Source organism: Pseudomonas sp. NS1(2017) (assembly GCF_002269425.1).
GTDB lineage: Bacteria > Pseudomonadota > Gammaproteobacteria > Pseudomonadales > Pseudomonadaceae > Aquipseudomonas > Aquipseudomonas reactans.
Genome location: NZ_CP022960.1, coordinates 2,618,921 through 2,645,042, shown reverse-complemented (window position 1 = coordinate 2,645,042; position 26,122 = coordinate 2,618,921). Strand labels below are relative to the sequence as shown.

Genomic DNA, 26,122 nt, shown 5'->3' with positions numbered 1-26,122 from the left:
GTTTTTGCGCTTCGGTGCTTCCTGAGAAGGTGAACACTCCGTCAGCAAAACTGCCTGTATAGCTCATGGTTTTTCTCTCTCTGCGGTGTTTTCACGATTGCGGGCAGCCAAACTATTTGGCTGCCCTGCTCTGCTTACTAGACTAGTGTTTCATCGATGTGAAAAGGGAAAGGAGAGCAGATCTATTTGTCTCTGCCAATCCACTTTTCTTGTTTTCGTAGTTCAGGGTAGGAGGTGATTTTTACAAAGGCACCTGTAAAATATGACAGTTTTTTATATCGTTTCGCGATAGATGCTGCGGAAAAGGAAAGTTGAAAACCCGGAAAAGGGGGCGATTTATTAATCGTCCCCTTTCGCTTAAAAGCTAGGCTCTGTGCGAAATCAGCCGAAACCAATTTGAATTCCACGACCGTTGAGATTCAGTAAAGTCCGCGACGAGCCCACGATGGCCAAAAGGTATGAACTCCCCGACGCAGCCTGGGATTTGGTTGCAGATATCTTTTATGATCCGCGCCGTAGCGGGCGCTCACGAACAGATGATCGCTTGATGCTCAACGGCATTCTTTGGGTACTCTGGTGCTACCTGGCGTGACATGCCAGAGCGCTTCGGCCCCTGGTCAACGGTGTATCAGCGCTTTCGTGATTGGCGCAATCGCGGATCGTTTGACCAAATGCTCAAGCGGCTTCACATCAAGCTCAACGAGCAAGGGTTAATTGATCTGGAGACCTGGATGATTGACTCCACCGCAGTACGAGCAACCCGGGCCTCTTCTGGTGGTGGAAAAAAAGGGGGCCTGAAGAACCGCAAGACCACGCACTCGGGCGCAGCCGGGGCGGCCTGACCACCAAGATTCACATACTGTGCGCTGCCAATGGCGTCCCGCTGAAGTTTCTATTATCGGGCGGACAGGCCAGCGATATCGCTTACACGCAGCCCTTGCTGGATGAGGCGTACATACCCAGCTTGCGCGGTCGCCCGCGCAAGCGCTGCCGATGGTTGCTGGCGGATAAAGGCTATGACGCCGAAGCGTTGCGTCGGTACTGCGAGCGGTATCGGATGCAGCCGGTGATTCCTCTGCGCAGCATGAAACGTAAACCTAAGCTGGGATTGCCGCGAGTATTTGACCGTCCCAAGTACCGGCAGCACAATATCATCGAGCGTATGTTTGGCTGGCTGAAGGAGAACCGCCGCATCGTGACGCGCTTCGACAAACTCGCGAAAAGTTACGCGGCGATGGTTTCGCTGGCCTGTGCTATGCGGTGTTTACGACATTACTTTTCGTACAGAACCTAAGGACCGCTGTCGTGTTGAAAGTGATAGCCGAAGATTTTATCAAGCCCGAGGACTTGGAAACCGTGCGCCCGTGGTACGCCGAACTGGTTGAAAAAACCCGCCAGGAACCGCTGTGCATCGCCTACGATCTGTTCATTGATCAAAAAGACCCAGGGCACTTTATCTTTGTCGAGCAATGGCCCGACCACGCGGCGCTTGATACACATTGTCAAACCGAGCACTTCATTCGGCTGGTACCCAAGATCAATGCCTATCAAGCCAAGCCATGCAGAGTACTGCTGATGGATGCGTTCTAAACAAACCCTACCTGCTGAACCGGACCACCGACGGCATCGTTGAAACAAGGAGATTCACATGCCGTTACTGGACTTCGCCGCCATCGCCGAGCAACTGCCCGACACTTGGAAATCAACGCGCCTGGGTCAGGTTGGCCCGGCGCGGGTCAAGGTGCTGCGCATGGATGCGCAGGCGTATGAGGAGGAAACCCATGATTACAACGAAGGGTTGTTGGTGATCGATGGGTGTCTGTACTTGTCATTGGGCGGCGAACCGATCAAGGTCGGCGCCGGCCAGATGTACCTGATGGAAGCCGGCACCGCCCATGCCGTGCTTGCAGGCAGCCATGGCACGTTGGTTATCCTGGATGTCTAGAGACATTCAGTAATACCCAAGCTTTGCAATTGATTACAAATACCGCCAACCTGCGCCCGCCCGACGTGCGGCGTACGACAACACCCGCGTTCGCCTGTCATTAATAAACCCTTCGTACAAGAGCCCGCTGCCATGCTGAACGGACGCGACCCACGCATCGATTTTTTTCGGGGCCTGGCGTTGATCTTCATTTTCTGGGATCACGTCCCCCACAACCCCCTCGGCCAGATCACCCTGCGCAACATCGGATTCAGCGATGCGGCGGAGGTGTTTGTGTTCCTCGCCGGTTACGCCGCCGTACTGGCCTACGGCAAGATCCTGCAGCGCGACGGCTACTGGATTGCCTCACTGAAAATCCTGCGTCGTACCTGGGTGTTGTACGTGGTGCATATCTTCTTGCTGGCGATGCTGATGGGCATCGTGTTCTTCGCCAACAGCCATGTCGAAACCCGCGACCTTGTCGAGGAGATGGGACTGACGCACTTCGTTACCCATCCGCAACAGGCCCTGACAGATGAGTTGCTGCTGCGCTTCAAGCCCAACCTGATGGACCCGTTGCCGCTGTACATTGTGCTGTTGGGCGGTTTGCCGCTGGTGTTGCCACTGATGCTGCGCAAGACCTGGATGGTAGTGGTCGGGTCAGCAACGATTTACCTGTTGGCCCCCTGGATGGGCTGGAACTTAAGGGCCATTGCCGATGGGGTGTGGTACTTCAACCCGGTCACCTGGCAATTTTTGTTTGTGCTGGGCGGCGCGGCGGCTATCCATGCGGGGAAGACACGTCCTGTGGACACCCGCCCGCTCCTGCACCGCCCCCTGTTCGTGGCGGCGGCCCTGTATGTGATGGTCGCGGGGATCCTGACGCTATCGTGGCGCTGGCCCGAGGTGCATGACGCTTGGATGCCCGCGCAGCTCAGCGACTTGCTCTACCCCATCAGCAAGACTGACCTGTCACCCGTGCGCCTGCTGCATTTCCTCGCGTTGGCCTATGTGACGGCGAAGTTGCTGCCGAGCCGTGCGTGGACCGAAAACGGGTTGGCGCAGCACACCTGTCGCATGGGCCGTTACTCGCTGGAAGTGTTTTGCCTTGGCGTGGTGCTCGCGCCACTCGCGGACATGATCAATGCCTTGGCAGGCGATGCATTCGCCATGCAAATACTGACGGCAGTTGCTGGCGCGGCATTGATGGTGATGCTGGCTGTGTGGCTGGAATTCAACAAACGACTGGATCAGTCGCTCAAATTGGCGGCACAGCCGCAGTAGGCTGTATGGCCCGTTGCGCGCAACGGGCCATTCCCAGTATCAGGCCGAACGCGCCGAAGGCGAGGCCAGGTTGGTGGGCTGCAGCTTGAACACGTAGAACAACACCGTCAGCAGCACCAGGAATGCCGGCCCCACATACAGCGCCACTCGGGTATCCGGGAAGTACGCCATCAGACCAACTACCAGCACCAGGAATGCCAGCGCCAGGTAGGAGCTGACCGGGAACAACCACATGCGGTACTTGAGCCCTGCCCGTTCTGCCGGGCTCAGGCCCTTACGGAACTTGAGCTGGGCCAGCAGGATCATCAGCCAAGTCCAGATTGCGCCGAAGGTGGCGATCGACGTCACCCAGACGAAGACTTTCTCCGGGACCAAGTAGTTGAGCAACACACCCAGCAGCAACGCGAAGATCGACAGCAGCAGAGCCTTGCGCGGCACGCCGTTGCTGGAGGTCTTGGCGAACGTGGCCGGTGCCTGACCGTTCTGCGCCAGACTGTAGAGCATACGCCCGGTGCTGAAGATACCGCCGTTGCAGGACGACAGCGCCGCCGTGATCACCACAAAGTTGATGATACCGGCAGCGGTCTTGATGCCCAGGCGCTCGAAGGTCATCACAAACGGGCTGCCCTGGGTGCCGATTTCATTCCACGGATAGATCGACAGGATCACGAACAACGCGCCCACGTAGAACAGCAGAATGCGCCAGAACACCGAGCCGATGGCACTCGGAATGGTCTTCTGCGGGTTCTTCGCTTCACCGGCCGTGAGGCCGATCATCTCCACGCCCAGGTAGGCGAACATCACCATTTGCAGGGACATCAACACGCCTTGCACACCATTGGGCATAAAGCCGCCATGGGCCCACAGGTTGGAAATACCCAACGCCACGCCGTCATTGCCAAAGCCGAACGCAATAATGCCGACGCCGCCGATCACCATCGCAATGATGGTGACGATCTTGATCAGCGCAAACCAGAACTCGAACTCACCGAAGGCCTTGACCGCGATCAGGTTGATGCTGCCCATGCTGATCAAAGCCGCCAGGGCCCATATCCAGCGCGGCGTGTCGGGGAACCACACGCCCATGTACACGGCCACGGCGGTGATTTCCGCGACGCAGGTCACCAGCCACAGGAACCAATAGTTCCAGCCGGTCAGAAAGCCCGCCAACGGGCCGAGATAGTCTTGGGCGTAACGGCTGAACGAACCGGCGACGGGGTTGTGTACCGCCATTTCGCCGAGGGCGCGCATGATCACCAGGATCGCCAGACCGCCAATGATGTAGGACAGCATGATCGCCGGGCCGGCCATTTCAATGGCCTTGGCCGAGCCCAGGAACAGGCCGACACCGATGCAGGCGCCGAGGGCCATCAGGCGAATATGCCGTTCACCCAGTTCACGTTTCAGCGGGCCGCCCTGAGCGGTCTCGCCATGGGGCAGGTGGTTGCCAACTGGCATAAGGGTACAACCTCGTCTTGTTATTGGATTGAGCCACTGGGTGCCGGAGGTCATGACGGATCGGCCATGACGCCTTCACACCGGACTCGCCTCATGGGCCAGCCCGTCTGGCGGGGCCAGATCAGCGGGGGTGCAGTATAAAAAGCTCAACCCAGGGATTTTCACTCAATAAACGGCAAGATTCAGCGAGAAGTCTCGGTAAAAGCCGCTTTTGCGGAGGCGCTTTACCTAGACAGCATAGGAATCGTCGCCAATAAACGGCGCCGAGTATTGCACAGCGAGGGTGCAGCGTCATTGCACCGGCCGCCACGACTCACCACCACCCTTGCCACGATGTTGCGTCGCAGAACAGGCGCCTTGCCATGCCCGCTGGTTTCGAGCTGTCGTACATCAGCGCCAGCAAGCCATCCGCCAAATTGCCGCACAACTAAAAACCACCTTACTGACGGGCTGCGTTCACGTGGCGGTAAACAGTGTTCCTCCAGACAACACGCTGACTGGAGACCCGTTCCCCCATAAATGGAGTTCAACAGGCAACCGACCCTGACCAACATCCTGAATGGACTGATCCTCCACCCTCAGGACAGCACTGAAGGTGGTGACGACACAGGCCAACGACGTGCGCTGGCGCAGCTTGCTCAACCAAAGCTTCAAACAGCAGATCCGCTAGGCGCAAGACAAATTCCTTGATCACGCCCAGCAGCGTCTAAGCTTTCACATACGTCCGATCAATCTGCGTGAATGGATCAATCGACTATGGGTGCTTTATGGCAAACCGATTCGAACAGGGCTGCGGTAGCAACCGACAGCCCGGATCAACCGCCATTGCCACAAAGCTCCCGCCCGCGAACGCTGTGGTGGCGGCTGGTGTGGCTGGTTCTGGTAATCGCGCTGGCGGCCCTGGGTTGGGCCGCCAGCAAGGAAATGCGCACCTCGCGCCTGCAGGCCGAACACCTCAGCCAGTTTGCCGCGTCACTGACCTATCAGGTCAAACCCGGCGCCAGCGATGCCATGGTTTACCCAGGCGAAGGCCCATTCGACCAGCGCCTGGGCTACAGCGCCCTGAATGAATTCCTGCCACGCCTGCTCAAGCGCAATTACCTCATCCAAGCACAGGTAAGTTTCTCGTCCGCACTGATGGATTACACCCGGCACGGGCTGTTCGTGCCCTACGCGGAGAAAGTCCAGGCCGGCCTGACCATTACCGATTGCCGTGCCATGCCGCTCTACAGCTTCACCTACCCGCAACAGCTTTACGCCAACTTTGCCGCAATCCCGCCGTTGGTGGTGCAAAGTCTGCTGTTTATCGAAGACCGTGAATTGCTCGACCTCAAACAACCGTTGGCCAACCCGGCAGTGGACTGGCCGCGCTTTGCCAAGGCGGCCTGGTCGCAGGTGGCGAAGCTCCTGCATTTGCCTGGGCAAACGGCTGGCGGCAGTACCCTGGCCACGCAGCTGGAAAAATATCGCCACTCGCCTGACGGCCTGACCCTTTCGGGTGGAGAGAAAATCCGCCAGATGCTCTCCGCCAGCGTCAGGGCCTATCAGGCCGGGCCGAACACGCTCGACAGCCGCCAGAATATCGTACGCGACTACCTCAACAGCGTGCCGCTGTCGGCGGTGCCGGGCCACGGCGAAGTGCACGGCATGGCCGAAGGGTTGCGGGTGTGGTACGGCGCCGACTTCAACCAGGTCAACCAGGCCTTGAGTGATACAGCTCAAGACCCGGCGAGTTTGGCCAAACGCGGCCTGGCCCTGCGCCAGGTGCTCTCGCTGATGATCGCCCAGCGCCGCCCATCCCATTACCTGAACAAAGGCCGTGACGAACTCGCACAGTTGACCGACAGCCATCTGCGCTTGCTCGCGCAAAACGCCGTGATCCCGGCCAACCTGTTGGCGGCAGCCCTCGCCAGCCACGTCACCTACCGCGACTGGCAACAGCAACCGACGATCCAACCGGTGGAGACCAACAAGGCGATCAACGTTGCCCGCAGCCGTCTCGCCAGCCTACTGAACCGCCCGCTGTATGACCTCGATCGCCTCGACCTGTCCGCCACCAGCACCTTGCAGGGCGAGTTGCAACAACAGGCCACCGACTACCTCAAGCGCCTGGCCGACCCGGCGTTCGCCGCGCAAATGGGCCTGCTTGGCCCGCGCCTGCTGACACCGCAAAGCACACCCCAGGTGCGCTACAGCTTCACCCTGTTCGAGCTGACGCCCGATGGCGCGCGCGTGCGGGTGCAAACCGACAACACCGACCAGCCCTTCGACATCAACGACGGCAGCAAGCTGGAGCTGGGCTCCACCGCCAAGCTGCGGGTGCTGACCACCTACCTGCAAATCATCACCGAGTTGCATGATCGCTACAGCGCAAAAACACCGACTGAGCTGAAAAAAGTCGACGTACCCGACCAGGACCTCCTCTCACGCTGGGCCTTGGACTACCTGGCCCAGAATCCCGACCGCGACCTGTCGAAGATGCTCGACGCGGCCCTCAACCGCACCTATTCGGCCAGCCCTGGCGAGGCATTTTTCACCGGTGGAGGGCTGCATCGTTTCCATAACTTTCGCAACGAAGACAACAGCCGCAACCCGACCCTGCGTGATGCCTTGCGCGAGTCGATCAACCTGCCGTTCATTCGTCTGATGCGCGATTTGGTGCGCTACACCACGTATTCGGGCGAAGACAACAGCGCACAACTGCTCAAGGACGACAATGACCCGCGCCGCCAGGAATACCTGGCCAAATTCGCCGACCACGAAGGCACCGCGTTCCTGCTCAAGTTCTGGAAAAAATACCGCAACAAAGACACCCAGGCGCGCCTCGATACGTTCATGGACAGCCTTCACCCCACCGCAATTCGCCTGGCCGCCGTGCACCGCTACCTGCTGCCCCAGGCCAGTCAGGAGAGCTTCAACACCTTTGTGCGTGCGCACCTGAAGAACGTCAAAACCATTGAAAAACTCACTGACGAGCGCCTTGAGAGGCTGTATCAAGGCTATGGCCCTGGCGCCTATGACCTGCCCGACCAAGGCTACATCGCCAAGGTGCATCCCCTGGACCTGTGGCTGCTGGGCTACCTGCTCAATCATCCCGAGGCCACCTTCACCGATGTCGTCAAGGCCAGCGAATTCGAACGCCAGGAGGTCTATAGCTGGCTGTTCAAGAGCCGCCATCAAAGCGCCCGTGACAGCCGTATCCGCACCATGCTGGAGATCGAAGCGTTCCTGGATATCCACCAGCGCTGGCAGGCCGTGGGCTACCCGTTCGACCACCTGGTGCCATCGCTGGCCACGGCCATCGGCAGCTCCGGCGACCGCCCTGCCGCACTGGCGGAACTGATGGGGATCATCCTCAATGACGGCGTGCGCCTGCCGGTGCTGCGTATCGACAGCCTGCAATTCGCCAGCGGCACGCCCTATGAAACCCATGTAGTCAATGACCCGAACCGTGGCAAACGCGTGCTACCGAGCGAAGTCGCCACGGCCTTGCGCGGCGCGCTGTCCCAAGTGGTGGACGCCGGCACAGCCAAACGCGTGGCCGGCAGCTTCAAACTGGCGGACGGCACACCGCTGGCGATGGGTGGCAAGACCGGCACCGGCGATAACCGCATCCAAGCCATGAGTACCGGCGGGCACATTCTCAATTCCAAATCCATCAACCGCACGGCAACCTTTGTGTTCTACATCGGCGAACACCACTTCGGCACGCTGACCGCCTTTGTGCCAGGCACCTCCGCCCAGCACTTCACCTTCACGTCGGCGTTGCCGGTACAGGTGCTCAAAGGCATGGCTCCGATTCTCTACCCGCTACTACAACCGCGGAGTTCCGCCACGTGCCTGCGGTAAGAGGAAGGGATCACCTAGTGCTTATTTAGACCTGACGCTCGCTCGACGCCAATTAGTCTTGGCATCAGCGTGCGGCCCCTTCCCTGACACCGGCCTGCACGATTCCCCCTATCGCGACAGGAAACCCGCGCTATGCCTTCACAACCCCAACCTTCTACCGAGGACCTGCTACGCCGTGTGCCAGTGTGTATCAGCGCCATCGAGCACCTGCTGGACGCACAGCCAGACCTGTCAACGGTCATGGCCACCGAACTGCGCCAGGCATTGGCAAAACGTGTGCCTGCCAGTGCACCGAACCCGGATACGGTTTATCTCAACGAGTACGTTTACGACACTGCGTCGCAGGCAGATCACCACCTATTGGCGTACGCCGATAGCGCCGAATTTGGTCTGCCCACAGGTTCGGCTGATCGATGTCCAGCGCCAGGCCCTGGAGATACAGGCACGCCTGCGCGTGGCCGACAATACCTTGAGCCCACAAGCCAAACTGCTGATTGATCGCGCACTGCGTTACCCGACCCAGGCCCGACGTGAAGCACGCTTCAGCCATGGCAACCGCCCCGGTGTGTATCAGTTGACCGTCGACACAGGCCCCGCCGCGCATGCGCGTATGGCCGCCAGCTTCGTCCTGACCCTGGATGACGGCTCCAGCCCCGTCGCGCCCCATTGGCCCCATGGACACAAAAACCTCAGTACTCACACGGCCGGGGTTGGCGCGGTAGTGCTGTATACCCCGGACATGGGGTTTGAAGAATATGCGTCCCTGCAAGCCCTGCATGACACGCTGAAAGCCCGCATCAACGCTGGCGAAGACGCCGGCAGGTTGTGTATCAGCGGCTTGCCGCTGGCGGTTCAGCATGGCAAAACCGGGCTGTGGGGCAACGACCTGAGTACCACTTATGCGCCGATAACCGACGACTTCGTGGCTGACAGCATCCAGGCGCTGCTCGACAAACAGCAGTCCGACATCGAGACCATTCTGGGCCTGACCGAGGGCGAATCGGACAATGAAAAAAATGGCCGCCTGGAACTGGCCGAACTGGTGGATTTGGCCGGGCCGTTCATGGCGCGCAACCGACTGCTGAAGGATCACTGGCGGCCAGACTGGGAAAAGCGCTTGAGCTCGGCGGACCAGAAGGCTCTGCAAGACCAGGCCGACACCACCCAGGCCAAGCAGGATGAACTGACCAAGCAATGGCAAGCGCTTATTCCAACATTGGCCGAGTATGCAAAGCGACAGGTACTGCCAAAGATTCGCGCCTTCCTGGCCGAAAAAGGCCAGGACTATCCCGAACAGGGCATTGACCCGGACAAGACGATAGTCACCCACATCACCCGAACACGGGTCGTAGCCGATGGAGGAGGTTTTGGAACTGCGCATACCAGCGCCACGAGCAAGCGGATGAGCCTGACCAACCTGCTGTTGAAAAACACAAAACCCTGGGCAAAGAGCCTCACCTGGGTCGAAAACGACGATCTGGATGCCACACTGACCACCCCCCAGGGAAACTGGGTGCGCGATACGCGTGGGCGTCCCATCACCGTGGACAAACAACGCCTAGAGCTGTGGGTCAAGGAGCTGAATGTTGGCCACCAGTACACGCAAAACGTGCTCGAGAAATACCTCGCCCCGCAGACTACGGCAACCGAGGCCCGCGCCTTGAGACAGGCGTGGCGCGCGAGCCAGGCATCCGTTATTGACTATGCGGCCCTTTCGGCCCGGTTGAATCCTGATATCTACCTCAGGGAAACACACAGTGCCCCCAAGCAAAAGAAAGCAGCCGCTTGGATGGCGGCGGTGCAGGCCTCTCCACAACCCGCGACACGCCCACTGGTCGATGGGCGCGCAGTGATCGCCAATGCACTGATGTTCAACCCAGCCAACAACGCCCCCGAAGGCCGTGGTGGACAAACCGTGAATGGCGTTTTGATTCTCTCCACCGCTGCCGATGACATGCGCGTCCTGTATGCCGCGAATGCACCCGACGGTGTGGAACTCAGGGAAATGGCCAACGAGGCTGAACTGACCTGGCTGATGCAGGGCTCCGCCTGGTTGGATTATCTTCGTGCACGCTTACCGGCCGATACACGCTTATTCAATCCGCGCCTGGCGGCACACCAAGGCGATGTCTGGACCGGGCTGTACCGGCAGAACTATCTATACCTGCTGAACAACGCCGACGAGCAAAGCGTGACTAACGAAGAGCTGAACGCCCAGTCCACCCTCAATAAAGTGCTGTTCGGCGTTGAAGTGGTAACCACCGTACTGAGCGGGCTTCCCTGGAGCGGGCAACTGGCCTCTTCGGCCGCCAGGTTCGTCGGCCGGGCCGGGCGCACCTCGGTCCATGCCTTGCGCAGCCTGGGGCGAACCGCGGCGGGGCTTGTCGTACGTCGCGGGCCACGCGCGCTCATGCTGTTTGAACTTGCAAAGGCCACCACCACGGTCGCCGGGGTGACGCGCACGGCCAGCCTGGGTATCAAGCCACTGCCCATGCTACTGAGGCCCGCGAGAAACATACGGCGACCGAACCTGACGAAGTACCAGAAAGACTTCCAACAAGAAAGCTCCCGCCTGCTGGTGAAAAATGGCATCCCGCCCGGAGCGGAACTGGCGCAAGGCACAGGCATTTATCGAGTCCCCGGCTCGCCACCCACCTATCTGGTACGCGGCGTCGGTGAAAAGGGCAAGGAGCAGGTGTACCGCATTCAGAATTCTTTCAACGTCTATGACCGCAATGGGTTGGTCGCCCCCGTACTCACGCCCTCTGGAGGCTTGACCCCGTTCCGGTTGCGGCGCCTGCCGAACAAACGCTGGGAATTGGACACATGACAACGTGCGCCCGGTGGTGGACCAAAAAGCGACAACAAAGTAACCGTAGCACTTAGAGAATGGGACGCACACGTCAAAGCCAACGCGGCGTTGCCCAGCCCGGCCACCAATCTGGACCCAGCCACTTTTTTCAGGAGTCGCAATATCACGCACCGCTCGTGGAACAAGTTTGTAAAGCAACGCGGCGAAATTAGCGAACTTGGCAAGGCGCGGCTCAATCCTGAAGCGTTTACACACCTGACAGACGAACTGTTCATGACATGGGTAAACATGAAGCAACCGACCAAAGCAGCTGCCGCTGCATTTGCAAAATCACATAACATTCGTCCAGAGCGTTTTGCCTTGTACGTGAACGCGAAGAACGGGACGTTGAACAGATTTGGCGAAGCCCGCTTTGCAAGACTGACAAAACCCTCCGACAAGTATTTCACCCACGTCACCGACACACATTATCAAGACTGGTATCAGCTGGCCCTTCGACCCGAGTACCAGAATACAACCGCGGCCTGGAAATTTGCCGTTGATCGGGGCCTCCACCCATCTTCCTGGGTCAAATACGTGAGTAACGACGGCTCCTTCAATATGGCCATTCCTACTGTTGCGGCGCGGGTCAACCGACTGGGACTTGGAGTCCCCATAGACCTGACGCGTCCGGGCCCGTCCCAGCCTCCCGTCTGATCCACAAGGCTGTTGATTGCAGGAGCGAGCTTGCTCGCTCCACGCTGGCAAACCCGAGCTTCACCCTCAAGGATGAAGGGCTGCAAACGGCCATGCGCACCTAGCCCACCGCTTGACACGCTGCACTATCTATCTGCCACCGCCACGTGACACAACTGAACACACTCATGGATTAATCCGATTGTTCAGGACTTGATCCATGCCCGATACAGCCACGCTCGACGAACCGTTCAACGGCGTCCATTACACGTATCTCCAAGACAACCTGCCGGACTGGCTTATCCAGACCGCGCCCTTCCGGATAGCCGCCTTCCAGGCCACACCGCTGAACGACTTCCCGCCTTACCCCCATGCCGCCCCCGAGCAACACCAACAACTCAAAACCGCCATCGCTGACCACTGGCATCGGCAGAACCTTCTGGACAAACGGCTCACCGGCTTGAACGATGTGTATGCGTTTGCCGAACCCCTGCTCAAAGCGGCGCTGAGTGACTACGGCGACGTTGATGTACGCAACACTTACCTGCGCCTTTACGTGGAAGCCGCCAAGGCCTGGTGGACGATCAACGTGACCGGTGCACAAGCCAGCAAAACCGTCTCGCTGCTTGATGCGGCGCTGGGTAACTTCGCCGCCGCCGACCGTTTTCTCGATTTCGCCTTTCTTGGCCCGCAAGACGCTCGGGGGCAGCGCGACATCCTGTCGATACCGCACCGCACCACCGGCGTGCGGCTCACGGCCGAGCGTTTCAAAAGCATTTGTCGCACGCTGGATATCGGCGCGCAGTATCAACGCAAACTCACCGATGCCCTCGGGTTCAACAACCCGACGGTCGCCCGTGCATTGCGTGATGATGGGGTGGGCCGCCAAAAGGCCGCGTTAAAATCCGCCGCCCACATGGCGCTGGTCAGGGGCGACCTCAAGCACCACGGCCATGACGCCATACTCAAGCTGGTGGACGATCGCCCAGGCGCGACACTGGATGGCGCCCCGCTTCAGGCCTACACCCTGAGCCTGATGAATGTGGCCCTGGTGGGCATCGTGTTGTTTATCAACACACCAGGTAGTCGAGTGATCGCCTACGTCGCTGAAGACCCCGACCATCCGCTCAAGGAATACCCTTCGCCGCTCGCCTTCATGGAGGAACTGACCCGTCAGTTGCGCGACAGGGCGCGCTATCAAGTGTTCTTCAGCCAGTTCGTGCCCCACCGCGAGCGCGGCGCTTTTTTTGCGGGGCTCAATGCGCGCCTGAGCCAGGTCAAATGGCATCAGAAGGCGCGCACAGACAGTGGGCCGAGCTGGAAGGACACGCCGATTAGCGACCCCAACCTGCACTTCAGCGTCCAGCACTGGCAACTCGATTATCGCCAGCGCCCCCCCACGCCCGCCACCGATACGCTGTGGCATTACCTGTTTCGCACGCAGCTGAATAAAGTCGTCAACGATGCCCGCGACATTGCCTGGTCTACCGCAGACGTCGACCGCCGCGCACGCTGGGCCTGGTGGGACAACCTGGAACAGATGCTGTCGGACATCCTCAACGCCGCCCTGCTGGTGCTGACCCCCTTCGTGCCCGGCCTGGGTGAACTGATGCTCGCCTACAGTGCTTACCAAGTGCTGGATGAAGTGTTCGAAGGCATCGTCGATTGGGCCCAGGGCCGGCGGATTGAAGCCTGGGAACACGCACTCGGGGTGGTCGAAAGCGTTGGCCAATTCGTATTGTTTGACGGCGCAACCAAGCTCGGCACGCTGACGCGCCTCAAACTCTCGCCTTTTGTCGAAGGTTTGATACCCGTGGAACGGGCCGACGGTACACGGCGTTTGTGGAACCCGGACATCACCCCCTACGCGCAAAAACACCTGAGAATTGCCGAAGGCTCTACGCCCTCGCCCTCTGGCCTTCACTCACGCGAAGGCAAAACCCTGCTGACCCTGGATGCCCACCCTCTGGAAGTGCAATACGACCCGCTCATCGAAGAGCACCGCGTGGTACACCCCGAACGCCCGCAGGCGTACCAGCCGCGCGTGCAATTGAACGGCGACGGTGTCGTGACCCATGAGGGCGAAAACCCGCGCACCTGGGAGCGTCCCGAACTCATGCGCCGCCTTGGGCATCGCGTGCAACCGTTCAGCGATCTGCAATTGGAGCAACTGCGAATCGCCAGCGGCACTGAAGACGGCGTGTTGCGCCGGATGTATGTCAATAACGAGCCCTTGCCGCCATTGCTCGACGCCAGCCTCAAGCGCCTGGAAGCCGTCGAAGCGCTCAAACGTGCAGGTGAGCACATCCGTACAGGGCAAGCCTTGAGCGCGGACCCGGCGAACGACTGGTTCGAACAAATGGTCACCGAACTTGACGGGTGGCCCCAGGGCAAAGCGCTGGAAGTGTTTCTCAAGCCCGACCTGACCGGCAGCTCGCACCATTACGGCGCCTCGGACGCACTGCCCACCGACACATTGCGCATCAGCATCGGCGAGGTGTTATCCGGACGTTTGCCGGAACGGGTCTTGGGGTTTCTTGATGAAGCGGCCATCACCACCCTGCTGGGTGGGGAAGTCCCTGCAGAGCAACGGGTACAAACGCTACGCGATAAACTGGCCAACTACGTACTGAGCCAGACCGGCGACCTGGCGCCAGCACTCCATGGGGCCAGTGAAGCGAGCGACGACCCCGCCATCATTGGTCTGCGAGCAGATCATCCCAATCTCGAACTGAGCTTGGCACAGCGCCTGCTGGACAACGCCCTGCCCAGCGAACGGCAGACCTTGGCCGACACACAACACTGGCCTCTGCGCCTGCGCAATCAGGCCAGTGAGCTGCACCTGTCTGCCGAATCGGTACGCGCCTACGAAGGCTTTTATCCTCCGGCAGCGCCCACCCCGGCGACCGAAAACCTGGTCCTCAAAAGCCTGCTTTTCAATACCGATGCGCTGGCTGACCTGCACGTGCAAATCCGAGAGGGCAGCGTGGACGGCACCCTGCGCAGTGAAGTTGGCCAGGACACCGCCGCCACCCGGCGGCTGCTGGTGCACAGCAGCCTGGGGTATGCGGTCTACGACGGCGCAGGTCTGCAATTGCACAGTTTCACTAGCCTGTACGAAGCCGTATTACTGGGCTTGCCCGGCGAGAGCAACCTGGGTTTCAAGCCCGGCCAGGGCGAAGCCTTCAAGGAATGGTTGATGTCCACCTTCGAACCTATGAGCGAACGGCGCAGGGTCTTGGCCGAGCCTGAACAGCACCGCGTCATCACCCGCGAAACCCAGCAACTGCTCGGCGGGCCGACGCTCAGCAGTTGCCGGCCAACCCGCGCGCAGACCAACCCCGAACACGCCCGCGACGTCCTGCAACGCTTGTTTCCCAGCTTGAGCGAGGAACGGCTCAAACGCTTCATTGACGAAATACCTCCCACTCAATTGAACGCCACCCTGGATGAACTGACCGAGCAAAAATACACGCTGCACGCCCAATTGCGGGCATGGAAACAGACACCCACCCTGCACCCTAAGGGCAGCCCCGAGGAACACCAACAGCGCATCAGGCGCAAACGCCTGGTGCACACCCTTGAACACTGCTGGGGTGACCGCTTCGCTGAATACACCGACGATTGGGGCAGAACCCAGAGCGGCGCCCGGTTGATGCTGGACGGCATACCGTTGCCCGAGTCCCTGCCCGAACTGAGCGTCACCTTCGAGCACGTGACGTACCTGGGCCTGAGCCAAAGCAGCTTCAGCCAAACTCATTGCAGCTTGCTCAAACTGTTCCCGTCTTTGCGTTCACTGGACCTGAGTTACAACGCCGTCACGCGCTTGCCAAGTGAGTTGAGGCAGATGTTCTCCCTGAAAAACCTCAACCTGTCGAACAACCGCATGGTGTTATTCCCGGAAGACGTTGCGCTGTTACGCAATCTGCGACGTGTGCAAGCTTTGGCCCTGAGCCATAACCCGCTCGGCTTGCAACCCGACATCAGCCTGATGCCCAAATTGCGTCACCTCGACTTGAGCCACACGCAGATCAGTGAATGGCCCACGGGACTGTTCGCCCACCCCAGGGAGGCTGCGCTCTTTCTGGATCTAAGCGGTAACCCCATCACTCACCTGCCCGCCCTGACACCCGAGCCCAGCGCAGCTCGCACCGTGGCGCGGGCCCGCCTGGAGCGCAACGCACTGAGCAATGATCAACGCGACCTGTACGAACGCTACCGCACCGAGGCCGGGCTGGACCCGTATCGTACCTACGAACCTCAGGGCAAGAGCGACCCGTGGACGACAGGCGACGACTTCGACACCCGCCTCAAGCGCGAGCGATTATGGGACGCCGTTGAGGCGGAGCACGGTTCACAGGGGTTCTTCGAGGTCATCAAATTGCTTGAACCACCGACGTTTTTTGAGACCCCTGAAGACCAGCGGCGCTTTGCCCTCAACCAGACTGAACAGACAGAGCGGGTCTGGCGCCTGATCGAAGCGGCCCACGCCGACAGCGCCCTGCGCGAACGGCTGTTCAAACTGTCGAGCTTTCCGGGGTTGTGTGGCGACGGTGGCGCGCAGATCTTCAATGAGATGGGCGTTGAGGTCATGGCCAGCGAGGCACGGCGCTTTTCGGTAACGCTGGCTGAACTGGAAGGCCGGCTGGTAACCCTGGCGAAGGGCTCGGCACGCCTCAAACACCTGAACCTGGTGGCCCAAGAGGATATCGCCCGCCGCCTGCGTCCTGTAGAGGCCGGTGGCGAAGGGTTGCGGCTCAGGTCACAGGTTGTGAACGGCCTGGCGGGCGAGGTGGATGAAGTCGAGATCCACCTGTCCTACCAGACCTCGCTGGCCTACCTGCTGGACTTGCCCTGGTTGTCCGATCACATGCTGTACCGCGAGACGGCTGGCGTCAGCCCGACGCAGGTCGACCGGGCCTACAACATGGTGCGAGAACTGGGCCAGGGCGACGGCCTGGTCAACCAGATGCTGCTGGAGCCGTTCTGGGAGACCTTTCTGCGCGAAACCTACGACAGTCTCTATCAAGAAAATGCCAATACCTACACACAGAAGTTTTACCGCCTGGATGACCTGCAAACCCTGCAGGCGCAATGGCTGGAAGAACATCTACCGCAGCAAAAAGAGGTGCTGAAGGCATTGGCCTACGAACTGGAGGTCCCCGAAAGTGTGGTGTTCGCCGACGTACCATTGAGCGACGAACGTTGCAATCGCCTGCTCAATGACTTGGGCTATAACGAAAAAGAATGGATGCGCAGCCTGACGCGTCAAGCCCTGAAGAAAGCCCAAACGCGCCGCAACAGAGCGCCATTACCGAACAGCTGAAAGCAGCGCAGGCGCGGCTTAGCTCGCGCCTGCGCCACGCTTAGGCGCGACTATCCGCGTCGTCCATCCAGCGACAGATAAAGGCTTCTCCCACTTCGCTGCGATGGCTGGCCAGCACTGAGGCCGCATCCGCGATCATCCATCGAGCAAATGACAGTGATGGCTGTGTTTGCCTGATCGCGTGGTGCTGCGCGCAGGTATTGAGAGAGGCCTTGATGAATACGTCATCGCAACCGGTTGACGATGGGTAATGCAGGTGGATATACGCCAGGGGCTGGCCGCTGGGTACCTCCTGCACCCGGTAGAACTGCACGAACTGATCCGCGGCGCTGTCAACCCGGAACCGCCCCGGCTGCTTGAGTAACACGGCATCGCGACCGGTCAGCAACGCGTCGACAGCGGCCTGGACAGGCACATGCGCTTTGATGGCAGCGAGACGGACGCGAGCCTCCTGCTCGTGCAAACGTGCCGCCGCCGCCAGCCAAGCCGCTTTGTGCGGTTGCGCCAAGGCCTGCTGCGTGATGTCCAGCTCCTTCCACATGTAGACCAGTATTGCGTCGTGCGCCTCCAGGAGACGGGCCGGTACTTCGAGCAAGTTGGGCAGCAAATGTGCGCACTTGGCAGTAGGGATACTATTGATCACTTGAGCGATCAGTTGATCGATCTGCGCGATCGTTTGCTGGCCCAGTTTGATCAAATCGGCAAGGGAGGAGCCCGGAGGGCTGGGAAACCTGGCATGACTTTCCGCCATCGGGTGCCACAGCGCGTCGACTGTTTCTCTAAAGATGGCAATCACTTCATCGTCGATGTCACGCACTTGCGCGGTGCGCGACAGCGTTTCTTCAGTGGCGTCGAGAATGTGCGCCTGATAAACATCGCCGCTACGGGTACGAATCAAGCTGCCGCGCGCCGCCTCCGAGGGCAGGCTGACAGGGTCCGCCAATGTCGCCAGCAGGTGGTGTTCCGCTGCATCGTATAACTCGCCGATCAAGGTCTGAAGCTCACCGAGGTATCCCAGATCAAACGCTTGGGGTGTCACGGCAGTGCAAAACTCAATCTGGTCGATGGTTTCGCCGTAGACCTGTATCACGCTGGTGAGCAAGTCGATACGCTCGGCGCGGTTCAGGACGTTAAACCCTGCATGGGACTGACTGGCGCACATAGCGCGCTGCAGGTTTTTTTCGAGCAGGCCACTGAACATTGTCTGGCTCCCCGCCGCCTCGGCACACCAGGCCGCCTGCCATAGCCTGCGCAGCTGCTGCGCCTGCAACGCCAACACCGAGGGTGGCGCAACGGCCGGTGTCAGCGCTTGCGCCTTTTCGGCACCACAGCCGATGACCGCCCTCAACTCATCGAGATGACGCGTTTCCAGATCACGCAAGGCAATCGACCACTTGTACGCCACCAGACGGTCATGCCTGGCCTTGATCCGCACGGGATCACGTTCAACCAGCAACCCAGCAAGTTGGGTGTCGAGTGTAACAATGTGACGTGCCTCAAGGACTGCAAGGAGCCGCGCCGTTTGCACGATTGATTCCAGCAGGGCGCAAATCTGCGTCTCATAGCCCAGGCGCGGTACTAAGGCTCGCAGGTGCTTAAGTGTCTGCAATTGTTGTGACAGTGCCTTGAGCTTGACGTGCAGGGTATGGTGGTACGGCTTGAGCACCTGGCTGACCTGCGTCTGCGTGAGGGTGTCGGTAAACCCGTCGACGGCAGTGGACAGCGCTGTCACACGCGCCTCAGCCTGGTCGCGCTTGCGGCTGGCGGTATCGTAATCGGCCTGAAGCTGCTCGACCCGCACGCCCACCTGTTGCCGCGCCTGCAAGATGGCCGCTTTAACACTGCGTACCGCCCCCCATTTATCCGGCTGCGTGAACGTCCGAGGCATGGGAATACGGGTGAGCTTCGGACGGCTCTGCGTCACCTGCGGAATCGCGAACCTCGATGCGGATAACAAGTCCGCGTAATAATTCAAGTGCAACTGGACGTTAGCCGGCGAGACCTCATGTGCCAGCAACCACGCCAGGTTGCCGAGCAGGTCCATACTTGCCCTGGGGCCGCCCACATACCCAGGCACATCCCGACGTACGTCACTCATCAATTGCCCCAGCCATCCGGTCAGGGTATCCACGCCCTGGACCAACGGCGTCAGCCCATACGGCAGCGACCAGCCTCCGGGTTTGAAGCTGGCCCAGTGCAAAGGATCCCCGCCCGACGCCGGCCACTCTGCCAATGCCTGCAGGACGCTCAAGAACGCCCCACGCATTGACCGCGCCAACGTGGGATCCTGGCTCAGCTCTACTGTGAGCCAAGGATCAAGCGCTTTGTTGACATCCGTCAGATGGGGCTCGAAGAGCGCCCTGCGATCAGCCGGCAGCCACGCCAGGACACCGTCACGCAAGGGGCCCGGCTGCTGGATCGCCGCCAGCACCCCTTCCAACGATATGAACTCCTGCACGACCGGGTGCAGTAACGGAGTGAATAACACGCATCTTCCCGGCTGCATGTCCCTGCGTGTCAGCACATACAGGTGTTGTACAACGGCCTGATTGTTTTCGCCAATGCTCAGCGCCAACGGGAAGAGTCGCGAAGGGGCCCTTGCCCCCCCAAGCTCGGTGATCATCTGATATCCCTGCTGGGTCAGCCCGTGCAGGCCTCGGATTTTGTACATCAACGCTGACAGGTAGAGCTGCGACATCATCTGCGCTCCCGCGTTGTTCAGGCCCCACCCTTTCGGCGCTTCGTCCCAGCCCCGGGCCCCTACGTCCAAGCCTTGCGCCTGTTCAAATTGCTGGTTCAGCACCGCGCCGTACGCCTTGGCCAGGTCAGCGTGTTCGCGCCAGCCTTCGAGCATGGAAAATGTTAGCCAGGTGGGCGCGGCCTCCCCTTTAAGCGTAATGGCTGTGGGCGTACGTGCGAACCCACCCAGGGATTCCAGGGCCCAGGTGGGCAGGGTCAGCTCAAGTGGCTCGCCGTCTGGCGGACCGAACACCAAGTGAATGTCTTGGGCCTTGAGCGAAATGGCTTGCGGCTCGTTGTCCAGGCAGCCTTGCAACGCCGCCTCGGCAAACGCCGCCAGGGACGGTATCTCGGGGAAAAAACGCTCACCATGCGCACGATTCAAATGACCCACCTGATCGCAAAGCCGTTGTGCGAATTCGACTCGTTCGACCTGGGAGGCATTGAACAGCCAGGTCGGCATCGCCTCCCGAACCCCCTGCCCGAAAGCGCTCAACGGCGCTACAAACCAGCGGCGGGTATCGGTGATGGCATTGAGCAGGTCCTGACACTGCTGCGCCGTTCTACGCACCGTGAGGTCGATGGCATCGATTTCGGCCAATTGCCGTGCCAGGTAACTGCTCGCGAGCGCTTCAGGGGCCGGGCCTGTGTAATCACACACAAACCACTCCCCCGGCGATTCGCCCAACAGCGGGCTCAGATGATCGGCCAGCAACGGCCCAATCGCGTCCAGATCGTTGAGCAAGTGCACGCCCGAGGCGGGACTGTAGAGCGCCATGGCAGTGGAGGCGGTTGCCTTGAGCAACAACAGGGGCAAAGCCTGCCCCGGCTCGTCGGCCCCGGCGCCCTGGCGTCGGATGTGCACTGTCGAAACGTGCAACGGGCCCGCCGGCGCCGTCAGTTGGCCGCCGGGACGGGTGCAAGACAACGAGAAGAAGGTATCCAGGTCCCGTTCGCTCATACCGGGTTGTGTGGGGGTATCGCTGACGATGCCCTTCAAAGCCTCGACCAGCGGTAACCAACGCACTTTCCACCCGGCCTGCAACTGCTCCTGATAAGACGCCAGTAACTGCGCGCCGCACTCATTGACCACCCCTTCGCACTCGAACAGGCTCAGTGCAACCGATTCATAGTGACCGTCCTTCAACTGCACAACGTCATGGTGGTTGAGCGCGTAAAGCGTAGGCTCGCCATTGGCAAGCCGCGTCACCAGTGCATCGGCCAATGGCTGGTATTCATCTGTCGCGGTCTGAGCGGGTGATGGCAGGCGCACGTAAAGCTGCTCGGCAGTCAGCCTGCGCAGCGCGAAGTGCTCGTCCAGATGAGCCTGGACGCTGGCCTGGGCCACCGCCCGCAGGGATGGCAGATCGAGGAACAACGTGTGGATCGTGTCAATGTGCTTCTGACGCAGCAGCGCCGTGGGGTTCGGGTGTATCACAGGGCTTTCTCCTTGCAGGGGTGAGTCGACGACTCACGCAAGCCAGGGAAACTAGTGCGGACCACACACTGGCCTGCGGTACACAGTTACCCCAGAACAGGGCAACTACGCCCGCCTACGACAAGAGAACGCCGACATCAGCGATCCAGCGACAGGCAAACAATCGACTGATGTGGCTACGGTGGCGGGCAAGCTCTGATGCCGCATCCGGGAGCGCCCAGCGCTTGAACGACAGCGGTGGCTCGGTTTGCCGGATCACGTGGTGCTGCTCGGGGGTTTTCACACAAGCGTCGGTGAACAAGTCATCCCGACCGGCAGCGTGCCCGTAGCGCAGGTGGATGTAACCACTGGGCTGGCCACTGTGCACATCCAGCACGGGGTACACCTGCACATAGTGATCGGCGCTGTCCTCCAACCGGAAACGCCCCGACTGTTTCAACACTCGTACCTCATGACCGGCCAGGAGCGCTTCTATACCGCGCTGGGCAGGCGCATGTGCCCTGATGACCGCGATACGCGCTTGAGCCCCTTGTTCGTATAAACGCGCTGCAGCGGCTCGCCAATCCGCTTCGATACGTTGCGCGGTAAGGTGCCGCGTGATGGGCCAACGGTCATTGACCGCACTCGCCAGTTTGCGCCGCATCGCTTCGGCACACGTCAGCAAATACGCCGCGGGCACTGCCAGTAGGACTTGCAGGGAATGCGCACATTGGGCCGCGGGGACCATCCTCTGTGTTTTTTCGAGCATCTGCTCGACGCCGGCTATGGTTTGCTTACCTTGCTCGATCATTTCCACCAGCGTGCCGCTGGGGTTACACGCGATCGCTTCTGCCGCTGCCTCCAGTGGTTCCCATAGGCCGTCGGCAGCCTGTTTTAAACTGCCGATAAGCTCTCCAGAGACATCGCGCAGTTCGGCCAGGCGCGCAGTGTGTTCGTACGTCGCGTCAATCACACGCGCCACATACACATCGCCGTTGCGGGCACGCAGCAGACTGTGTCCGGACACACTTGCGTCCAAGGTCCCAGGTGCAACGTGCGCCATAGCCTCCAGCAGGTGTTTTTCTGCCGTGTCGTGCAGCTCGCGGGTCAACGTCTGGAGTTCTTCCAGGTACTCCAGATCAAACGCCTGCGGCGTCATGGCGCGACAGAACTCAAGCTGGTCGAGGCTCTCGCCATACACTTGCAGCGCGCTTTCGAGCACCTCGATCCGCTCGGAGGGCAGCAGGTCCTTGAGATCTGCGTGGGACTGACTCGCATACCCGGCGCGCAGGAGCGTACTGCTAAGCATCCCGACAAACATCGCCGCGTTGCCTGTAAGGCTGGCGCGCCATACTACGCGCCCTAGCCGGCGTAAATGTTGCGCCCGCAACGCCAGCAACGAGGGACGCACAATGGCCAATGTGAGGGCTTTGGCCGCTTCGGCACCACAGCCGATGAGCGTTTTCAACTCATCGAGGCAACGGGATTCCTCCTCGCGCCAAGTAATGATCGATTTGAAGGCTGCCAAACGCTCACGCTTGTCTTCCTGCACTGACGCAAGCTGCCCATCGGGTAACGAGACCTGCTGAACGTCGAACGCCGCGATGACGCGCTCTTTCAGACTGGCGAGGGTACGGACCGTCGGCACCAGCGCCTCCAGCAGCCCACAGACTTGCGCCTCATAACCCTGACGCGGCGCCAGGGCACGCATGAGCTTGAGCGTTTCCAATTGCATTGAAAGCGCCCGTAGCTTGTCCATCAGGACCTTATAGTATTGCTCGCGCACCTGCCTGCCCTGTGCCTCGGTAAGGGTGTCGACCACGTTGTCCAACACCTGGGACATGGCAATTTCCCGGGCCTGGGCTTCACCGCGGTCCCGGGCCGCGTCATCGTACAAAGCCTGCAGTTTTTCACTATTCAAACGCGCCCGTTGTCGCCCGTGCACAGCCAAAACCTCGACACTGTGCACCGTGCCCCATTTAGCCGGTTGGCTGAAAGCCTCGGGCACCGGAATTTGAGTCATTTGCGGTAGGGTCTGGGCAAACTGCGGTGTCGCAAACATCAAGGGCGCCATGTCCATTTGCAGCTGCACATTGGTGGGCGAGTCCCGGTGCGCCAACACCCACGCCAGGTTGCCCAGCACATCGACACTGGTGGGGGTGCCTCGCAGATTGGACCTGAGGAGCCCCAGCCATCCGCTCAAGGTGTCCACACCCTGAACCAGCGGCATCATGCCACTGGGCAGTGACCAATCGCCAGGTTTGAACGTGGCCCAACGCAACGCATCACCGCCCGACTCGGGCCAGTCTCCTAATGTGTCCAAGGCCAGGTAGAACGTCTCGCGCAGGGACTGGACTTCCCCAACGTCTTCGCTCACGTCTAACGTTAACGCAGCCTCAGAGGCGCTGTTCAGGAGCGGCGTGAAAACCGACCGACGCCCCGCAGGCAGCCATGCCACGAGACTGTCGCGCAGGGTGCCAGGCACCTTGATCGCCGCCAGCAAATCGGCCGTCGTGGCAAATTCCTGCAACATCGGGTGCAACAACGGTCGGTACAGCAGGCACGGTCCCGGCTGCGCTTCACGGGGCTGCAACACATACATGTTCTGCACCGTCCCCGTCTGCCCCGCCTCTGTTCCCTTGAGCATCAGTGGCAGCAGACGTGCCGAGGCGCGCAGCCCCCCGGCACGGTCACTGATCATGCGATAACCGTGCTGAGTCAGCCCGTACAGGCCCTGGATCTTGCAGGCCAGCGTGAGCATTTTCAGTTGCGACAACATGTGATCACCGGCCAAGCCAAGGTCCCAATCTTTTTGACCTTCTCGCTTGGCGAACTGTTGCCTCAATATCGCGCCGAACACGGTGGCAATATCGGCTTTCACCCGCCAGCCGCCGAGCACCTGCCAGTTCAGCCAGGCCGGGGCCTGCGCGCCGTTCAGCGTGATCGCACGGGGCACACCGGCGAAACCGCCCAAGGTCTCCAACGCCCAGTCGACCAGGCTCAGCGTCAACGGCTCGGCATGTGGCAGGCCGAATATTAGGTGAATGGCCCCAACCTTGAGCTGCGCCGCTCGCGGCTCACTGTCGAGGCACGCTTGCAAGGCGGTTTCGGCAAACGCCGCCAGGCTAGGGATGTCGGGGAAAAAGCGCTGGCCCGCCGCCTCGTTCAACTGCCGTACCTGATCGATCAGCAGACGCGCGCACTGCAACCGATCCGCTGGCGGTGCATTGAACAACCACGCTGGCATGGCCTCGTGCACGCTCTGGCCGAAGGCAGACAGCGGCGACACAAACCAGCGACGGGTGTCGGTGATCGCGTCGAGCAGCGCCTGGTACTGTTGCGCCGTTCTGCGCACGGCCGGGTTGATGGCAGCGATTTCACTCAACTGGCGGGCACAGTAACAGCTTGCCAACGCTTCAGGCGCCAGGCCCGGGTAATCGCACACAAACCACTGCGTTACCGGTGCTTGCGACGCAGGGCTCAGGTGATCCGCCAGCAGCGGCGCGATATCTTCCTGGCTGTCGAGCAACTGCACACCCGAGGCCGGACTGTAGAGTGCCATCGCATTCGACGAGGGTGCCGTGAGCAGCCAGAGGGGCAAGGCCTCGCCTGCATCGTCGACCGCCGCGCCCTGGCGTCGGACATGAACCGTAGACACCTGCAAAGGACCGGACCGGGCAGCCAACCCACCGTCGGGGTTGGTGAAATACAGCGAACAGAACGTATCACGGCTGTACCGGCTCATACCGGGCGGCTCAGGCGTGGTGCTGACGATGTCCATCAACGCGTCCACCAGCGGCTGCCAACGGATTTGCCACCGGGCCTGTACCTGCTCCTGGTAAGACATCAGCAGTAGCGCACCGCGCTCGTTGACCAGCGCCTCGCACTCAAAGAGCGTCAACTCGCTTGGCTCATAGCTATCGCCGTTTTTTTGCATCACGTCGTGGTGGCCCGGTACATAGATCGTCGCTGCGTGATTGACCATCCGCGCCACCACGGCATCGGTCAATGGCAGGTAGGCGTACGGGGTGGCCTGGTCGGTCAACGGTGTGCGCACATGCAGATGCTCGGCGACCAGTTTACGCGGAGCGAAGAGCTCATCCAGATAAGCCTGGGCGCTGTTCTGGGCCACGTCACGAAGTGTCGGGGCGTCGGCGAACAACGTCTGGATGGTGTCGATGTGCACTTGGCGCTGCACGGCCTGGGGGTTGGCTTGTGTCACTCAGTTGTCTCCTTGAATGGGTGAGTCGGTGACTCACGCAGTCAAGCAAACTAGTACCGCTACCCTGCCCGCTGGCGGTACTTGGGTATGGCCGTTACACCTCGGAATCCCAAATCACCGTGACGTTGCCCTCGTAGGTGCTGGCGACGCCCGGTTGCAGCATGCCTTCGACGTCATCACGCGTGACTTCGAAATGCAGGGTGCCCGGTTTGCGGTTCACAAAGTGCGTCGACAACAGCAAGTGTGTGCCCGTGCCGTCCAGGCGCAGGGGCCGTCGATCGATAGGCTGGCCCACCGCGTCGACGATGCCGTAGGGCAGCGAGGATATCCACAGTGGCTGCCGTGGTGGTGCTGGAAAGACCCAACCACAACCCACCGGCCAGGACGAAGCCTTTGAGCTGCATCAACCTGCTCAC

At 60.5% G+C, this 26,122-nt stretch carries 11 protein-coding genes and 1 pseudogene; 8 read left to right on the top strand and 4 right to left on the bottom strand.

Annotation, left to right across the window (positions count from 1 at the left end):
- The first annotated feature begins 445 nt into the window (after window positions 1–445).
- From CI807_RS12475 to CI807_RS12460, 4 genes and pseudogenes are all read left to right on the top strand, one after another.
- Window positions 446–1,294, top strand: a pseudogene (locus CI807_RS12475) (IS5 family transposase).
- A gap of 11 nt (window positions 1,295–1,305) precedes the next feature.
- Window positions 1,306–1,590 carry a putative quinol monooxygenase gene (locus CI807_RS12470; protein ID WP_095014875.1) on the top strand — a complete coding sequence of 95 codons (285 nt, stop codon included), beginning with the start codon at window positions 1,306–1,308 and terminating at the stop codon, window positions 1,588–1,590.
- A 58-nt stretch (window positions 1,591–1,648) separates the two neighbouring features.
- Window positions 1,649–1,945: a cupin domain-containing protein gene (locus CI807_RS12465; protein WP_095014874.1), complete on the top strand. Its 297-nt coding sequence runs from the start codon at window positions 1,649–1,651 to the stop codon at window positions 1,943–1,945.
- Window positions 1,946–2,077: 132 nt separating this feature from the next.
- Complete coding sequence (locus tag CI807_RS12460; protein WP_095014873.1) at window positions 2,078–3,208, top strand: OpgC family protein; 1,131 nt, start codon at window positions 2,078–2,080, stop codon at window positions 3,206–3,208.
- A gap of 39 nt (window positions 3,209–3,247) precedes the next feature.
- Here CI807_RS12460 and CI807_RS12455 read toward each other — a convergent pair whose 3' ends face one another.
- The gene (locus tag CI807_RS12455) at window positions 3,248–4,666 is read right to left on the bottom strand and encodes an amino acid permease (protein ID WP_095014872.1); all 1,419 of its coding nucleotides are present in this window, start codon (window positions 4,664–4,666) and stop codon (window positions 3,248–3,250) included.
- Between the two features lie 756 nt (window positions 4,667–5,422).
- Here CI807_RS12455 and CI807_RS12450 point away from each other — a divergent pair.
- The 4 genes from CI807_RS12450 to CI807_RS12435 all read left to right on the top strand — a co-directional run bounded on the left by CI807_RS12450 (window position 5,423) and on the right by CI807_RS12435 (window position 17,328).
- Entirely contained in the window at window positions 5,423–8,515 is a 3,093-nt protein-coding gene (locus CI807_RS12450; protein WP_095014871.1) for a transglycosylase domain-containing protein, read from the top strand.
- A gap of 385 nt (window positions 8,516–8,900) precedes the next feature.
- Window positions 8,901–11,345: a hypothetical protein gene (locus CI807_RS12445; protein WP_095014870.1), complete on the top strand. Its 2,445-nt coding sequence runs from the start codon at window positions 8,901–8,903 to the stop codon at window positions 11,343–11,345.
- A 90-nt stretch (window positions 11,346–11,435) separates the two neighbouring features.
- A complete protein-coding gene (locus tag CI807_RS12440; RefSeq protein ID WP_095014869.1) occupies window positions 11,436–12,023 on the top strand; it encodes a hypothetical protein in 588 nt (195 codons plus the stop codon).
- A 199-nt stretch (window positions 12,024–12,222) separates the two neighbouring features.
- A complete protein-coding gene (locus CI807_RS12435; RefSeq protein ID WP_095014868.1) occupies window positions 12,223–17,328 on the top strand; it encodes a dermonecrotic toxin domain-containing protein in 5,106 nt (1,701 codons plus the stop codon).
- Window positions 17,329–17,368: 40 nt separating this feature from the next.
- On the opposite strand, the gene CI807_RS12430 is transcribed toward CI807_RS12435, so the two are convergent.
- The 3 genes from CI807_RS12430 to CI807_RS12420 all read right to left on the bottom strand — a co-directional run bounded on the left by CI807_RS12430 (window position 17,369) and on the right by CI807_RS12420 (window position 26,001).
- Window positions 17,369–21,505: a hypothetical protein gene (locus CI807_RS12430; RefSeq protein WP_095014867.1), complete on the bottom strand. Its 4,137-nt coding sequence runs from the start codon at window positions 21,503–21,505 to the stop codon at window positions 17,369–17,371.
- Window positions 21,506–21,620: 115 nt separating this feature from the next.
- The gene (locus tag CI807_RS12425) at window positions 21,621–25,706 is read right to left on the bottom strand and encodes a dermonecrotic toxin domain-containing protein (protein ID WP_095014866.1); all 4,086 of its coding nucleotides are present in this window, start codon (window positions 25,704–25,706) and stop codon (window positions 21,621–21,623) included.
- A gap of 94 nt (window positions 25,707–25,800) precedes the next feature.
- Window positions 25,801–26,001 carry a hypothetical protein gene (locus CI807_RS12420; protein WP_177409575.1) on the bottom strand — a complete coding sequence of 67 codons (201 nt, stop codon included), beginning with the start codon at window positions 25,999–26,001 and terminating at the stop codon, window positions 25,801–25,803.
- Between the last annotated feature and the right edge of the window lie 121 nt (window positions 26,002–26,122).